General features: G+C 66.5%; 13 protein-coding genes, 1 tRNA gene and 1 other RNA gene. 9 read left to right on the top strand and 6 right to left on the bottom strand.

Annotated elements, in window-relative coordinates:
- Positions 1-95 precede the first annotated feature (95 nt).
- Positions 96-638: a GNAT family N-acetyltransferase gene (locus MNI96_RS13495; RefSeq protein ID WP_249693950.1), complete on the top strand. Its 543-nt coding sequence runs from the start codon at positions 96-98 to the stop codon at positions 636-638.
- Positions 639-741: 103 nt separating this feature from the next.
- Here the strand turns inward: MNI96_RS13495 and MNI96_RS13490 are convergent, their stop codons facing one another.
- The 3 genes from MNI96_RS13490 to MNI96_RS13480 all read right to left on the bottom strand — a co-directional run bounded on the left by MNI96_RS13490 (position 742) and on the right by MNI96_RS13480 (position 5,104).
- Positions 742-2,289: a 2-isopropylmalate synthase gene (locus tag MNI96_RS13490; protein WP_249693948.1), complete on the bottom strand. Its 1,548-nt coding sequence runs from the start codon at positions 2,287-2,289 to the stop codon at positions 742-744.
- Between the two features lie 456 nt (positions 2,290-2,745).
- Positions 2,746-3,318 carry an acetolactate synthase small subunit gene (ilvN, locus tag MNI96_RS13485; protein WP_249693946.1) on the bottom strand — a complete coding sequence of 191 codons (573 nt, stop codon included), beginning with the start codon at positions 3,316-3,318 and terminating at the stop codon, positions 2,746-2,748.
- 19 nt (positions 3,319-3,337) lie between these two features.
- On the bottom strand, positions 3,338-5,104 hold the full coding sequence (locus tag MNI96_RS13480) for an acetolactate synthase 3 large subunit (protein ID WP_249693933.1): 1,767 nt from the start codon (positions 5,102-5,104) through the stop codon (positions 3,338-3,340).
- A 733-nt stretch (positions 5,105-5,837) separates the two neighbouring features.
- Between MNI96_RS13480 and MNI96_RS13475 the strand changes: the two genes are divergently transcribed.
- From MNI96_RS13475 to MNI96_RS13460, 4 genes are all read left to right on the top strand, one after another.
- Positions 5,838-5,913: transfer RNA gene (locus tag MNI96_RS13475), tRNA-Lys, on the top strand.
- A gap of 162 nt (positions 5,914-6,075) precedes the next feature.
- Positions 6,076-6,354, top strand: a complete 279-nt coding sequence (locus tag MNI96_RS13470; RefSeq protein WP_249693931.1) for a hypothetical protein — start codon at positions 6,076-6,078, stop codon at positions 6,352-6,354.
- Between the two features lie 123 nt (positions 6,355-6,477).
- On the top strand, positions 6,478-7,404 hold the full coding sequence (locus tag MNI96_RS13465) for an ABC transporter ATP-binding protein (RefSeq protein ID WP_249693929.1): 927 nt from the start codon (positions 6,478-6,480) through the stop codon (positions 7,402-7,404).
- Entirely contained in the window at positions 7,401-8,162 is a 762-nt protein-coding gene (locus tag MNI96_RS13460; protein ID WP_249693927.1) for an ABC transporter permease, read from the top strand. Before MNI96_RS13465 ends, MNI96_RS13460 begins: the two co-directional genes overlap by 4 nt.
- A 52-nt stretch (positions 8,163-8,214) precedes the next feature.
- Here MNI96_RS13460 and MNI96_RS13455 read toward each other — a convergent pair whose 3' ends face one another.
- Both MNI96_RS13455 and MNI96_RS13450 read right to left on the bottom strand, forming a co-directional pair.
- On the bottom strand, positions 8,215-9,009 hold the full coding sequence (locus MNI96_RS13455; RefSeq protein ID WP_249694115.1) for a thymidylate synthase: 795 nt from the start codon (positions 9,007-9,009) through the stop codon (positions 8,215-8,217).
- Between the two features lie 118 nt (positions 9,010-9,127).
- Positions 9,128-9,631 (bottom strand): YHS domain-containing (seleno)protein, encoded by a 504-nt coding sequence (locus MNI96_RS13450; protein ID WP_249693925.1) that lies wholly within the window; start codon positions 9,629-9,631, stop codon positions 9,128-9,130.
- Between the two features lie 186 nt (positions 9,632-9,817).
- Here MNI96_RS13450 and ssrA point away from each other — a divergent pair.
- The 4 genes from ssrA to MNI96_RS13430 all read left to right on the top strand — a co-directional run bounded on the left by ssrA (position 9,818) and on the right by MNI96_RS13430 (position 11,507).
- Positions 9,818-10,185, top strand: a transfer-messenger RNA (tmRNA) gene (gene ssrA, locus MNI96_RS13445).
- A gap of 212 nt (positions 10,186-10,397) precedes the next feature.
- Positions 10,398-10,997, top strand: a complete 600-nt coding sequence (locus MNI96_RS13440; protein WP_249694114.1) for an SspB family protein — start codon at positions 10,398-10,400, stop codon at positions 10,995-10,997.
- Positions 10,998-11,043: 46 nt separating this feature from the next.
- Entirely contained in the window at positions 11,044-11,259 is a 216-nt protein-coding gene (locus MNI96_RS13435; RefSeq protein ID WP_349629171.1) for a DUF4169 family protein, read from the top strand.
- A gap of 5 nt (positions 11,260-11,264) precedes the next feature.
- Entirely contained in the window at positions 11,265-11,507 is a 243-nt protein-coding gene (locus MNI96_RS13430) for a ribbon-helix-helix domain-containing protein (protein ID WP_249693921.1), read from the top strand.
- A gap of 32 nt (positions 11,508-11,539) precedes the next feature.
- Here MNI96_RS13430 and MNI96_RS13425 read toward each other — a convergent pair whose 3' ends face one another.
- Complete coding sequence (locus MNI96_RS13425; RefSeq protein WP_249693918.1) at positions 11,540-15,364, bottom strand: AsmA family protein; 3,825 nt, start codon at positions 15,362-15,364, stop codon at positions 11,540-11,542.
- Positions 15,365-15,382: the final 18 nt, after the last annotated feature.

Raw genomic sequence — 15,382 nt, 5'->3', positions numbered from 1 at the left:
TTCCGGAGGACGGGCCGCAAGGTCCCGATTCCGCCAGACCGTCTTTTACGGACAACGCGCCGCCCCATCGGCGCCGGACCCGCGAGGAGTGAGACATGGCGGACAACGCGATTCTCGAGACGCCGCGCCTGCGTCTGTCGACCTTCAGTGACGCCGACGCCGGCGATCTCCACGCCCTGCATTGCCACGAGGGCGTCAACCGCTTCCTCGCCTCGCACGAGGCGATCCGCACGCGCACGGATGCCGAGCAGCGCCTGCGCGACTATATCGAGGGCCAGGACCATCGCGGCTTCAGCCAGTGGAAGGCGACGCTGCTCGACGGCGGCTTTGCCGGCCGCGCCGGCTTTTCCGTTTATCCGGAAACCTCGGAAGTGGCGCTCAGCATCTGCCTGAAGCCGAATTTCTGGGGCAAGGGCTATGCGTCCGAGCTCGCCGGCGCCCTGGTGACCTGGTTCTTCGAGAACACCTATTTCACCCATCTCATCGCCTTCGTCGCTGTCGGCAACGATCCCGCCCGCCGCATGGTAGAAGGCATCGGCTTCTCGCAGCGCCAGCGCACGGTGATCGACGGCAACGCCTTCGACTGCCTGCAGGTGCTCTCGCCGGCCCTTGCCCGCTACGCCCGCGCCAGCGCCTGAGCGAAGCCGGACGGCCATCCAGCCTGCACTGAGACACAGAAGCCCCCGGCGGATCGCTCCGCCGGGGGCTTTTTCACGTTGCCCCGTGCTGCCGGTCGGCAGCTCAGACCGCCCTGAGTTCCTGATGGTCCGGCTTGCTCTGGCGGGCGATCAAGCGGTTGAGCGCCGAGATATAGGCGCGGGCCGAGGCCACCAGCGTGTCGGTGTCCGCGCCCTTGCCCGTCGCCATGCGGCCGTTCGACTCGAGCCGGACGGACACCTCCGCCTGCGCATCGGTCCCTTCCGTCACCGCATGCACCTGGTAGAGCGACAGGCGCGCATCGTGCGGCACGATGGTCTTGATGGCGTTGAACGTGGCGTCGATCGGGCCGTCGCCCGTGCATTCGCGGGTCTCGTGGCGGCCCTCGACGTCCAGCGTCAGGATCGCCTTGCCGGCCGAGCCGGTGCCGGCGATCACGGTCAGCGCGATCACCTTGATCTGCTCGCCCTGGGTCGCGATCTCGTTCTCGACCAGGGCTTCGATGTCCTCGTCATAGACGTGCTTCTTGCGGTCGGCGAGGTCCTTGAACCGGCGGAAGGCGTCCTCGAACGCATTGTCGCCAATCTCGTAGCCCAGCTCCTCCAGCTTCTGGCGGAACGCGTGGCGGCCCGAATGCTTGCCCATCACCAGCGAGGTCGCCTTCACGCCGACATCCTCCGGGCGCATGATCTCGTAGGTCTCGGCGTTCTTCAGCATGCCGTCCTGGTGGATGCCGCTTTCATGCGCGAAGGCGTTCTTGCCGACGATGGCCTTGTTGAACTGGACCGGGAAGCCGGACACCGCCGACACCAGCTTGGAGGCCCGGGTGAGATAGCGCGGCTCGACCGAGCAGCCGTAGGGCAGCACGTCGGAGCGTGTGCGGATCGCCATGACGATCTCTTCCAGCGCCGCATTGCCGGCGCGCTCGCCGAGGCCGTTGATCGTGCACTCGATCTGCCGCGCGCCGCCGGCGACACCGGCCAGCGAATTGGCGACGGCGAGGCCCAGGTCATTGTGGCAATGCACGGAGAAGATCGCCTTGTCCGCATCCGGCACCCGGGCGCGGATCTGCTCGAACATCGACTTGTACTCGTCCGGCGTCGCATAGCCGACCGTGTCCGGCAGGTTGATCGTTGTCGCGCCGGCGCGGATCGCCGCCTCGACGCAGCGGCACAGATACTCGATCGGCGTGCGGGTGGCGTCCATCGCCGACCATTCCACATCGTCGATCAGGTTGCGGGCCCGGCCGACCGTGTCGGTGATGATGTCGAGCACCTGCGCCTCGGTCTTCTTCATCTGGTGCTCCAGATGGATCGGCGAGGTGGAGACGAAGGTGTGGATGCGGCCGCGCTCGGCATGGCGTACCGCCTCGCCGGCCCGGTCGATATCGGCATGGATGGCGCGGGCGAGGCCCGCAATCACCGAGCGCTTGGTGCGCTTGGCGATCTCGGAGACCGCCTCGAAATCGCCGTTGGAAGCGATCGGAAAGCCGGCCTCGATGATGTCGACACCCATGTCGTCGAGAATCTCGGCCACCTGCAGCTTCTCCTCCAGCGTCATGGAGGCGCCGGGCGACTGCTCGCCGTCGCGCAAGGTGGTGTCGAAAATGAAGATCTGATCCTGGGCAGACATTATCCGTTTCCCTTCGGGTCGGGCCCTGCGCCGCTCGCGTGTCCATGGGGCGCGGGCCGAAATGCGTTCGGTCGGTGAAGGTTTCGTCCCCTGAGCGCCCGCCTCCGTTCCGCTGGGAGGCAGCCGGTGCTCAGGGGCAGATAAGGAGAAGGAGGCCGCCGCGACGCAGGGCTCCGCCGCGCGCCGTGCGCGCGTCGATCGCAAAAGCGGCATATGTGCCAGCGGCGATCATGCGGTTCGTCCAGTCCTTGCGTCTTGCCCGTCCGTTGCGGGCCGGTGGCATGGGAAACGCGCCAAGCTTGCGCAAGATTTCCCGAAAGAGGCGTTAATGCACCAAGGTGGTACCCGATCGCCTGCGCCCTTGCAAGATACTTGCGCGGACTTTCATGTCTCCCGTGCGGCAGACGTCCGCACGAGACGAGACAGGGCGGGGTCGCCCCCGCCCTGCGTTCGATTTCAGATGCCTTCCGGGCCGCGCTGCAGGGCCGCAACGCCGGAGCGCGACACCTCCACCAGGCCGAGCGGCTTCAGGATGGCGATGAACTGCTCCACCTTGTTGGTCCGCCCGGTGATCTCGAAGACGAAATGCTCCGCCGTCGCGTCGATCACGGTCGCACGGAACGCATCCGCCAGCCGCAGGGCTTCCAGCCGCTTCTCGCCGACGCCTGCCACCTTGATCAGGGCCAGCTCCCGCTCCAGCGGCTTTTCGAAGCTGCGCCGCCGCGCCTCGACCGTGAGGTTGGTCACCCGGTGCACCGGCACCAGGCGCTCCAGCTGATGGTGGATCTGCTCGATGACCATCGGCGTGCCGGTGGTCACGATGGTGATTCGCGACAGGTGCTTTTCGTGCTCGGTCTCCGAGACGGTCAGGCTGTCGATGTTGTAGCCCCGGCCCGAGAACAGGCCGATGACGCGGGCAAGCACGCCCGGCTCGTTGTCGACCAGCACCGAGAGCGTGTGGCTCTCGACCTGCTCGACCACCTCGGCCATGAAATAGGCGGAGGGCGCATTGAGGTTCTGTGCGTTCATCTCTCTCGTCTCCGCGATCTCAGACCAAGGCCTTGCCGGCCGCGTCGATGGCGTTCGCCACCGTCTCGTCGTTGGCCTCGTCCGGCAGCAGCATCTCGTTATGCGCCTTGCCCGAGGGGATCATCGGGAAGCAGTTGGCAAGGTTCGCCACCCGGCAGTCGAAGATCACCGGCTTCGGCGTGTCGATCATCTCCTGGATGGCGTCGTCGAGATCCGCCGGCTTGTCGACGACGATGCCGTGGCCACCGAAGGCCTCCGCCAGCTTCACGAAGTCCGGCAGGCTGTCCATGTAGGAATGCGACAGCCGGTTGCCGTGCAGCAGCTGCTGCCACTGGCGCACCATGCCCATGTACTGGTTGTTGAGAATGAAGACCTTGACCGGCAGGCCGAACTGCACGGCCGTCGACATCTCCTGGATGTTCATCAGGATCGAGGCATCGCCGGCGATATCGATGCACAGCGCGTCCGGATGCGCCACCTGCGCGCCGATCGCCGCCGGCAGGCCATAACCCATCGTGCCCAGGCCGCCCGAGGTCAGCCAGTGGTTGGGCGCTTCGAAGCCGAAGAACTGCGCCGCCCACATCTGGTGCTGGCCGACTTCCGTGGACACGAAGGTCTTGCGGCCCTTGGTCGCCTCGTACAGCCGCTGGATGGCGTATTGCGGCATGATGATGTCTTCCGACGGCCGGTAGGCGAGCGAGTTGCGCCCGCGCCAGCGGTCGATCGTCTCCCACCACGACTTCAGCGCCGGGGCGTCGAGCTTGTGCCCGCCGGTCCGCCACAGCCGAACCATGTCTTCCAGCACATGGGCGACATCGCCGACGATCGGAATGTCGACCTTCACCGTCTTGTTGATCGAGGACGGGTCGATGTCGATATGCACCTTGAACGACTTCGGCGAGAAGGCATCGATGCGGCCGGTGATGCGGTCGTCGAAGCGCGCGCCGATGCAGATCATGACGTCGCAGTCGTGCATCGCCATGTTGGCTTCGTAGGTGCCGTGCATGCCGAGCATGCCCAGCCAGTTGTCGCCCGAGGCCGGATAGGCGCCGAGGCCCATCAGGGTCGAGGTGATCGGCGCGCCGGTCAGCTGCACCAGTTCGCGCAGCAGCTGGGCCGCGGCCGGGCCCGAATTGATGACGCCGCCGCCGGTATAGAAGATCGGCTTCTTCGCCCGCGACAGCAGCTCGACCGCATGGCGGATCGGCTCGATGTCGCCCTTGATCTTCGGCCGGTAGGACTTGTGGGCGATATTGGTCGGCGGCTCGTAGATGCCGGTGGCGAACTGGATGTCCTTCGGCACGTCGACGACGACCGGGCCGGGACGGCCGGAGGTCGCGACATAGAAAGCTTCGTGCAGGATGCGCGGCAGGTCCTCGATGCGCTTCACCAGCCAGTTGTGCTTGGTGCAGGGACGGGTGATGCCGACGGTGTCGCATTCCTGGAAGGCGTCGCTGCCGATCAGGTGCGTCGGCACCTGGCCGGTGATGCAGACGAGCGGGATGGAATCGAGCAGCGCGTCGGTCAGCGCGGTGACCATGTTGGTCGCGCCCGGACCGGAGGTGACCAGTACGACGCCCGGCTTGCCGGTCGAACGCGCATACCCCTCGGCCGCATGGCCGGCGCCCTGTTCGTGGCGCACCAAGACGTGCTGGATGTCGTCCTGCTGGATGATCTCGTCATAGATCGGAAGCACGGCACCGCCGGGATACCCGAACACATGCTTGACCCCCTGGTCCTTGAGTGCCTGCAGCACCATTTCGGCGCCGGTCATCTCGCGCTTCATCGTTCCTGTCCTCGATCTTCGCGGCGTCCTCGCCCCGAACCGTCCGTTTCGTCTTCCGCCACGTCGTCCCGCGCAAGTCAGGTCCGGGCGCCCTCCGGCATGCGGCCAATAAAAAAGGCCTCCGGTGGAGGCCTTGCGCGCGCTGAGCTGTCTGGGAAACCGAGTGTTACCTCGTCCCGGCCGCGCGCGCCCCGCATACAAGAATGAGCCCGATGCTCTTCGTCACGTCAAATCCGTCCTGTCCGGCGGTGTTGCCAATGTGCCTGCCCACCGCCCCTTGTGAAGCGCCTTCGGCAAGCGTGTCGGTCGAAAGACGCATCTGACAGGGTCATGTCGCGACTTAGCCGATCCGACGCCGCGCAAACTAGACGTGCCGCCTGCGTCGGTCAAGCGCATTATCCGGAAATTTCGCAAAGCGCCCCGCGGACTTGCCGAATGTTGCAAGACCGCCTCCGCACCTGCCTGGCACCCCGGCGTCGCAGGCCCGTCTCGCGCACGCTCCGGCAAAAGATATCCCCAGGCGGAAAAGACCGTTTCGCGCGGCAACGCCGTGCGCCCGCCTTGCTTTTTCACCGCCGGCGAAAAGACCCTTGCATCCGCCCGCCGGTCTCTGTATACACCCGTCTCACAGCGGTCGGCGTCCGACGCTTTCCGCTTCGGGATGCTGTTGCAGAGAGACCTTGGGCAACCACGGTACCCGGCACGCCAGTCCCGAACAGCCGAAATGGCTAGTGGGTGTATAGCTCAGTTGGTAGAGCAGCTGACTCTTAATCAGCCGGTCCTGGGTTCGAATCCCCGTGCACCCACCACTTCCCTTTCCTTCCTGATGTAGACGCCGCGCACGGAACCGAACCGCCGGTTGCAGAGCGCCTGTCTCTTCGCGCAAGATTGACGCGCTGCCGCCGACCGCGATGATGGCAGATGCATTTTCGCAGTTGCCTCGCACCATCGAGACACTTTTCAGCCCATTGATGAATCAGATCTTTTCCTCGCCCGCCTACACCGTCATCGAGCATATCCCGGCCGAGACGCGCGAGAATGTCGTGATCGTTGCGCTGGCCAATCGCATGCTGGAAGACGGCCCCCACCGCCCCTTTGCCCATCGCATCCTCGCCCCGGTCGGCTTCGCCGCCTCTATGGGCGCCTTCGGTCTCGTCAACTATGCCGATCTGCTCGGGCTCGACGCCGCGCTTGCCGTCAGCCCCTCCCGCTCCTGCCCCGGCGTTTTTCCCCGTGCACGGGTTGGTTGAAGCACGCCTTCGTTCCTATATGCTCCATCAACCCCGGTTCGGGGCGGCATCGCCCGGCCCGCGCCTTCGAACCCGCATTCGCATGCGCGTTCCTCCATTTCCCTCTGTCATCCGGCCCCCTTCATGGCACCCATCCTTTCCATTTCCGGTCTGTCGAAGACCTATGACACCGGCTTTCAGGCGCTGAAATCCGTGTCGCTCGACATCGAGAAAGGCGAGGTCTTCGCCCTTCTCGGCCCCAACGGCGCCGGCAAGACGACGCTCATCAGCATCGTCTGCGGCATCGTCAACGCCTCCTCGGGCAGCGTCACGGTCGACGGAAACGACATCGTCCGCGACTACCGTGCCGCCCGCTCCCTGATCGGCCTCGTGCCGCAGGAACTCACCACCGACGCCTTCGAAACGGTCTGGGCGACGGTCTCCTTCAGCCGCGGCCTGTTCGGCAAGCCCAAGGCCCCGGCCGTGGTGGAGAAGGTCCTGCGCGACCTCTCCTTGTGGGACAAGAAGGACAACAAGCTCGTCACGCTGTCCGGCGGCATGAAGCGCCGCGTGCTCATCGCCAAGGCGCTCGCCCACGAGCCGCGCGTCCTGTTCCTCGACGAGCCGACCGCCGGCGTCGACGTGGAGCTGCGCCGCGACATGTGGCGGGTGATCCGCGAGCTGCGCGACACCGGCGTCACCATCATCCTCACCACCCACTACATCGAGGAAGCCGAGGAGATGGCCGACCGGGTCGGCGTCATCAACAAGGGCGAGATCATCTTGGTCGAGGACAAGGCCGAGCTGATGCGCAAGCTCGGGCGCAAGCAGCTGACCCTGCATCTGGCCGATCCTCTGTCCGCCGTGCCGGCAGGCCTTTCGGCCCACAACCTGGAACTGTCCGCCGACGGCAGCGAGCTGGTCTACACCTACGACACCCAGGGCGAGCGCACCGGCATCACCGCCCTGCTGCAGGACCTCAACGCCGCCGGCATCCGCTTCCGCGACCTGCAGACCCGGCAGAGCTCGCTGGAAGAGATCTTCGTCAACCTCGTCAGGACGCCGTCATGAACATCCATGCCATAAAGGCGATCTACAGGTTCGAGATGGCCCGCACGGGCCGCACCCTGTTCCAGAGCATCGTCTCCCCCGTCATCTCCACTTCGCTCTATTTCGTCGTCTTCGGTGCGGCCATCGGCTCGCGTATTTCCGAGGTCGACGGCATCAGTTACGGCGCCTTCATCGTGCCGGGCCTGATCATGCTGTCGCTGCTCACCCAGAGCGTGTCGAACGCCTCGTTCGGCATCTACTTCCCGCGCTTCACCGGCACGATCTACGAGGTGCTCTCCGCCCCCGTCTCCTATCTGGAGATCGTCATCGCCTATGTCGGGGCGGCGGCCACCAAGGCGATCATCGTCGGGCTGATCATCCTGGCGACGGCCGCACTCTTCGTGCCGCTCGAGATCCAGCATCCAGGCTGGATGCTGCTGTTCCTGCTGCTGACGGCGGTCACCTTCGCCCTGTTCGGCTTCATCATCGGCATCTGGGCCGACAATTTCGAGAAGCTGCAATTCGTGCCGATGCTGGTGATCACGCCGCTCGCCTTTCTCGGCGGCAGCTTCTACTCGATCTCGATGCTGCCGCCCTTCTGGCAGAAGGTGACGCTGCTCAACCCGGTGGTCTACCTGATCAGCGGCTTCCGCTGGAGCTTCTACGGACAGGCGGATGTCGACGTCGGCATCAGCCTCGCCATGACGCTGCTGTTCCTGGGGCTCTGCCTTGCGGTGATCTGGTGGATCTTCCGCACCGGCTACCGGCTGAAGTCCTGATCCGCAAATCCGGCGCGGGCCGCCTCGCGGCCCGCCCGTCAGCGCGTTTCGCTCAGACGGCGACCGCCGCCTTGATATGCGGATGCGGATCGTAGCCGACGAGCTCGAAATCCTCGAAGCGGAAGGCGAAGAGATCGTTCGCCTCCTCGTTGATCCGCATTGTCGGCAGCGCGCGCGGTTCGCGCGACAACTGCTCCCGCGCCTGGTCCAGGTGGTTCAGGTAAAGATGCGCGTCGCCGAACGTGTGGATGAACTCGCCCGGCTCGTATCCCGTCACCTTGGCCACCATCATCGTCAGCAAGGCATAGGAGGCGATGTTGAACGGCACGCCCAGGAATACGTCGGCTGAGCGCTGATAGAGCTGGCAGGACAGCCGTCCCTCGGCGACATAGAACTGGAAGAAGGCGTGGCAGGGCGGCAGCGCCATCTCGTCGACCAGTGCCGGGTTCCACGCCGAGACGATCAGCCGGCGGCTGTCCGGCGTCTTGCGGATCTGCTCCAGCAGCTTGGAAATCTGGTCGATGGAGCTGCCGTCCGGTGCCGGCCACGACCGCCACTGATAGCCGTAGACCGGCCCGAGATCGCCGTTCTCGTCGGCCCACTCGTCCCAGATCCGCACCCCGTTTTCCTTCAGGTAGCGGATGTTGGTGTCGCCGGCCAGGAACCACAGCAATTCGTGGATGATCGACTTCAGGTGCAGCTTCTTGGTCGTCACCATCGGAAAGCCGTCGGCAAGGTCGAAGCGCATCTGGTGGCCGAACACGGAAATGGTTCCCGTGCCCGTCCGGTCGGTCTTCTTCACACCCCCGTCGAGGATGCGCTGCATCAGCTCGTGATATTGCCGCACGGTGCCGTCCGCCTGCCGATTCTCATGGACCACCATGGTTGCCCGGCCAGGGCGCCGAGGGCAAGCAAACCCGCGCCCTCGTCCCTGCAATCCACCGGCTGCCGTAGCGTCGGCAGGCTCAGTTCCCGGCGGCAAGCCCCGGCCAGTTCGCCTGTGCCTTGTCGATGAAGCCGGGGATGTCCTTGCGCCAGCGCGACTGGATGTCGTCGTTGTAGTTGAGGTAGAGCCGCCCCTCGACGATGTCCCAGTTCTTCGGATCGCCCTTGGCGAGCTTGCCCTGCGCGATCGCCCAGGAGCAGTAGCCGCCATAGGCAGGGGCAAATTTCTCCGGCTCGGCGAGGAACGCCTCGCGGTTCGCCTCACTCGCAAAGCGCCATGTCGCGCCCCGATAGTCGGTCGTGATCTCGGGCGATCCCTCGACCGGGCGCCCTTGCGTGAAATAGGCGACAGGGTCGTAGCCGCCGACCGCGACCCCGTCGACGATGCCAGTGAACACCTGGCCCGTGTCGCTGCTGCCGAGCCCGAACCAGCCGGCGCTCGCGGTTCCGGCGACAAGGAGAAAGGCAGCCCCTGCCAGCATTGCCCGCCTGCGCGAAACTCCGCCCGACCGCTTCCATGTCATCCGCCTGTCCTCCGCGCTGCCCCGCATCCCGACGGGGGCAGCTCCATTTCTAGCGCAGGCGCCGGCTCCCCCGCCAATGACGTCGTCTCACAAGCCCGCGATGGCGCGAAGAAGCACCATGGCCTTGCACGCCGTTCCGCCCTGCGCCTAAGGTTTTCCCGAAGTCCTGCCGTCAGTTGACGCAGGCCTCTTTTCAGCGGTCCTCCCTGCCCCTATATTCGGATTGCCGGTGCAAGCCGGCTATGGCGATAAACGGACTTCGGAATAAGCCTATCGGACCCGGGGGCGGTACCCGGCGCCTCCACCCAAGCCCGCCGTGCGATCCATCGATCGGCGGGTTTCGGCGGGGGCGAAATAGGATCGACGAGGGTGTAAAGGTCGTTCTTTCGCTCGGCATGGTTCCGCCGTTATCGGGCCGTCTCAATAGTTGCAAACGACAACTATGCTATGGACAACGCTGTCGCCGCGTAATGCGGTGCCGGTAGTCCTTTAAGTCCTGGCGGTTAGCCCCGTCAGGCGGGGTCCGGAGGCACCTGGCAACAGAAGCCTCCACTCGATTTTCGCCAGCTTCGGCCCGCCCGGATCCGCTCAATGGACAGGAGGCAAGGGCCTTGAGGCCGGCGCAAGCGGCGTCCAGCGGGCGGCTCACGCGAAAAAAAGCGGGGCAAGCGGCAAAAGGCCGGTGGCGAGCGCGGATCGGCGCTTTTCATTCTCCCCTTCGCACGCCATGTTGGGCGCGACCCGATTCTCACGTTCAGTAAGTGCGATGGCCGAAGACCTGATCCGCTACGATATCGTCATTCAGGACGCCCTGCGCGGTGCCGTCCGCAAGATCCTCTCCGAGGTCGGCCGCGTCGGGCTGCCCGGCGAGCATCATTTCTATATCGCCTTCGACACCAACGCGCCGGGCGTGCGCATTTCCTCGCGGCTGCACGAGCGGTATCCGAAGGAAATGACCATCGTCCTGCAGCATCAGTTCTGGGACCTGACCATCGGCGAACACGCCTTCGAGGTGGGTCTGTCCTTCGGCGGTATCCCCGAAAAGCTGTTCGTCCCATTCTCCGCCATCAAGGGGTTCTTCGATCCTTCCGTGCAGTTCGCGCTGGAGTTCGAACCGGGCAAGACTGCCGAGGAACTCCCCGAGGAACTGGTCGAGGCAGCCCGCGAGCAGGAGCGTGCGGAGGCCGCCTTGTCGGCCGTCGAGGAAAAGACGAGCGACGCAAAATCGGACAAGATTTCGCAAGTTCAGCACAAAAATTTGCAAAATTCTGATCAACCTGAAAAGCCGGAGTCCAAGGAGGACAAGTCCGGCGAGCCGGGCGGCGCCGACGTCGTCTCGCTCGATGCTTTCCGCAAGAAAACCTGAGAAACGGCCACGCCGCGCCAGCAGCATCGGCCGAAGGGGACGGATGATGAGCGGGGATATCGTCAATCTGAGGCAGGCGCGCAAAGCGCGCGCGCGGCGCGAGAAAGACGAGAAGGCAGCGCAGAATCGTAGCCTTTTCGGGCGCAGCAAGGCCGAGAAATCCCGCGACCGCATCGAGGCCGAAAAGGCATTTGTCCACATCGAGGGACACCGGCGGACACCCTCGGACAGTGCCTCTGGCGGCACCGGCGAGGAACACTAATCCCCATGCTGGCCAAACGCTCCCTAACCCTGCACGGCCACCGCACCAGTTTGGCGCTGGAACCGGAGTTCTGGGAGGTGCTGGAGGAAATGGCCGAGAGCGAAGACGTCAGCCTTCCCGCGCTCGTTGCCCGCATCGACGATGCCCGCGAGATGGAGGCCGATGGCGGCGACCTGCCCTCCTCGCTCTCCTCGGCCTTGCGCGTTGCCGCCCTCGCCCATTGCCGGGCCAAGGCCAACACGGCCTGATTCAGGCTTTTATCTCAAATAGATAAGCATGGTCAGCGGTCCGGCGTCGGACCGACGAAGACCGGCGGATCGAGCGGCGGCAGCAACTGCATCGGCTGTCCCGTGCCAGAATTTCCGCTCGCCGAGCCGGTGCTTGCCGGACCGTCGAGAGCCCGCCGGATCCGCTCGCCGAAACTCGCTGCCGGTGACTGGGAAGCGGGCGTCTGCGCCGGGGCCGCCTGCTGCTGGCGGCGCTGCTCGGCCCGCCGCTGGTCCGCCCGTCGCCGTTCTGCGGCGCGGCGCTCTTCCTCGGCCTTCCTCGCCTCTTCCGCCTTGCGGGCCTCTTCCGCCTTACGGCTTTCCTCGGCCGCGCGCTCGTCTTCCAGCTTGCGCGCGGCGTCCTCGTCCATCTGCCGTTGTTCCCGCTCCCGCCGGCGCTGCTCCTCGCGCGAGCGGCGCATTTCGCGCATCAAGCGGTCGCGCTCGGTGATTTCCGCCTGCAGGTCCTCCACCCGCTGCACCTCCTGCTCGAAGGCCCGCAAGGTGAGGAAGGCGGTGAAGGGCGCGATGTCGATGGTGCGTTGCGGCTCGGCCAGAGGCCCGGCGAAGACGAGGCCCACCTGCGCCTCCGCGCCGGTCACAGCTTCCTCGCCCGGATCGACCCGCAGCGAGAAATCGCTCTGCAGGGTCAAGGCCTTGAGGTCGGCCTGGGCATTGCCGAAGATCGAGGCCTCGCGATTGTCGACCCGCGCATTGCCGATCCGCATGACGCCGCCGGCAATCGAGGCGCTGGCCTCCAGCTCCGCGAAGGGCAGCACGCCGGCATCGAGATGGCTGGAGAAGGCGGTCCGGATCGCCTCGTCGTTGAGGTCGAGTCCGGCATCGACGGCCCGGATCACCAGCGCGAAGGCCTCCGGGTTGAGGCCGCGGATCTCCCCGTTCTCGACGCGAAGCGTCCCCCCGCCGGTGAGGCCCGAGACGATCCCGGCAAGCGAGCGGCCGCTGCCCTCGATATCGAGGTTTATGCTCGCCGCACCCATGGCGAGCGGACGTCCCGCCCGCCGCCATATCAGCTCTTCCAGCCGCGCCCCGTCGACCTGCAGCGAGGCGGTCATCCCCGCCTGCCCGGCCGACCGCTTCAGCGTATAGGCACCCGTCAGCTCGCCGCCGGCAAAGCCCGCCTTGCCGACGTCGAGCGACAGGGCGTCGTCCTTCATCGAGACCCGCGCCGTCACGTTGCTGGCCGGCGGCAGCGGGGCGAGGACCATGCGCTGCGCACCGACATCGAGCGACAGGTCTACGCCGGAGACGACCGGCGGACCGAACGCCGCTTCGGACCAAGTGCCCCCGGTGGAGGCCGCCAGCTGGTCGGCCCCCAGCAGCAAGTCGCTGATCTGGGAAATATCCAGTTCGGACAAGGAGATGGCACCTCTGACCTGCGGGTCGAGGCTGGCCAGCGCCCGGCGCAGGTCGATGCGCAAATCCCCATCCAGCCGCAGCCCGGCAAATGTGCCGGCAAGGTCCGACAGGGTGAAGCGATCCCCCTCGCCCTCCAGCCTCGCCGCCAGGTCGACGGCACCGGTCGAGGCGTCCAGCGACGGCAGTCGCCCGGTCAGCAGTGCCAGCGGCACCAGATCCGGCGCCTGTGCGGCAAGATCGGCGGCGTAGCGGCTGTCGCCGCTTTCCGGCAGGGTGAGCCGGCCGATCGCCGTCAGGGCCGAGGGGCCTAGATAGAGCCGGGCGTGCCCCTCCAGCCCCTCCTCGGGGATCCCCGCCGCGCCGATTTCCACCCGCGCCTCGCCGAGGCTGCCGACCGGTAGCATCGTCACACCCAGTTGGGTCACCAGATCGGCCGCCTCGTCCGCGCTGAAGCTGGCCTCGAAGTCGACGCTTGCTGCCCGCCAGCGGTCGAGTCGCCCGTCGAGGCCGAGATTGATATCCACGTCGGTGCCGCCGGCCGTGCCGCGGGCGACAAGGCTTGCCTGGGTGCCCGCGCTGTCGCTGCCCCCGCTCGCCTCGCCCTGGAAGGTCAGCGTCAGCCTGGCCGGGGCGAAAGCGCCCGGCCGGCCTGCGAACGCGCGCACCATGCGGTTTTCCGGTGCCAACGCCATCGCCAGCGCGGCGACGCCGTCGAGCCGCTCGGCATCCACATCCATCTCCAGCGCGCCGGAGGGCGCCGTCGACAGCCGTTCTATCCGCCCCTTGGCACCGAGGCGCGCGCCGGACAGGTCCGCGACCTGCGCCTCGTCGATCACCAGCGTGTCGTCCCGGTACGAGGCCCGCAGCCGCGTTGCGGAGGCCGACAGCGTGCCGAAGGTCACCTCTTCGGCAAAGAGGCGCAGCGCCAGCTCCGTTCCCGTGCCGGCGATGCCCGCGGCCAGTCCGGCCTCGGTTCCCAGGAACAGGCGGGCAAGTTGTCCCACCTGATCGCCGTCGATGCGCCGAGCGTCGAGATCGGCCTCGAAGACCGGGCTTTCCCCCTCCCTCGCCGACCACGAGATCGCACCTTGCCCGCGGTCCTCGCCGATCTCGAACGCGAAATCGGTCAGCGACACATGCCCCCCCGCCGCGTCCATCCGGCTCTCCACGGCGAAGGGCACGGCCGCGATTCCGCGAGCTCCGTCCTTGCGCCACCAGTCGGCGAACGCCACCGGCTGGGCGACGGACGCGGCGAAACTCCCGCGGAAGGTCGGTTCCGGCTGCAGGCCCAAGTCCCCGCGGACGAGAAATTCTGTCCTCCCCGGCATCCGGCCGGACAGTTCGGATATCCTCCATCCGCTCGCCAGCCGGTCGGCCTTGAGCAGTACGTCCTGCGTCAGTCCGCCGCCGGACACGACCGCGGGGATAGCGAGCTCGATGCTGCCGTCGACGGGCGGATGCGGCAGTCCGCGCAAGGCCGCCAGCAGCCCCATCCCGGTCTCCGCCGCCGCCAGGGGCTCGGCCGGGCCCCGCCCGGCGATACGGTCGAGATCGATCTGCCGCGCAGCCGCCTTGACGTCGAAGCGATAGGGCTCGACCAGCGTCAGGTCCGCGCCGCCCTCCAGCGTCACCGGACGATCCTCTGGGCCATAGCGGAAGTTGGCTCCGCTGAGCGCCAGCCTTGCGATATCGAGAGCGAAACTGCCCTCGCTGCGCCAGGCGCGGCGCGCCTCCTCCTCCGGCGTGACGGAGGCGAGCGTATAGGTGCCCTCATAGCCCGGCCGGCTGTCCGACAAGGTGAGCGTGCCGTCCATCACCAGGTCGACCGGCACCGAGACCGGCGTCACGCCGGCGCGCAGCCGCAAGCCGCCGGCCGGGTCGCGCCGCCCGGTCGCCAGCACCACGGTTGCCCGCTGGCCCTGGAAGCTCGCCATGCCATCCAGCTTGAACGGCCCCAGCATGGAGCGGGCCGTGACCAGGAGGTCGATGTCCTCGATCTTGTGACTCTGGCCGTTGCGCGCATCGATCACGGTCAGCTCGCCGTCGCGGATCGTCGCCTGCTCCAGCATCACGAGGTCCGGATCGACCTCGGAGATCAGCCCGTTGCGGGCCCTTGCGGTAAACCAGTCGAGCCGCCCCTCCTCGTCGATGGACAGGCGCAGGTTCGGCCGGTCCATGGCGAGGTCGATGATCCGCACCTCGCCCTTCAGCAGCGGCGGCAACTCGATGCGCATCTCGAAGCGCTGCACCGCCAGCAGCGGATCCTCCGGCTCGCCCACCCGCACGTCGGAAAAGGTCAGGGTCGGCGTCGGCAGCAGGCGCATCTCCGCCTCGCCCATCACCGCCACCCGATGACCGAGCAACTGCTCTCCATAGCGCTCGAACGTGGTGCGATAGGCCGTCCAGTCGACAAGAAACGGCCCGACGAGCGCGGCCAGCAGCACCGCGATCACGGTCACGCCTATCGTGATGTAGAT

It is taken from the genome of Stappia sp. WLB 29, from assembly GCF_023507705.1.
Lineage (GTDB): Bacteria > Pseudomonadota > Alphaproteobacteria > Rhizobiales > Stappiaceae > Stappia.
The sequence above is the reverse complement of the archived record's forward strand: the minus strand, read 5'-3'. Positions and strand labels throughout refer to the sequence as shown.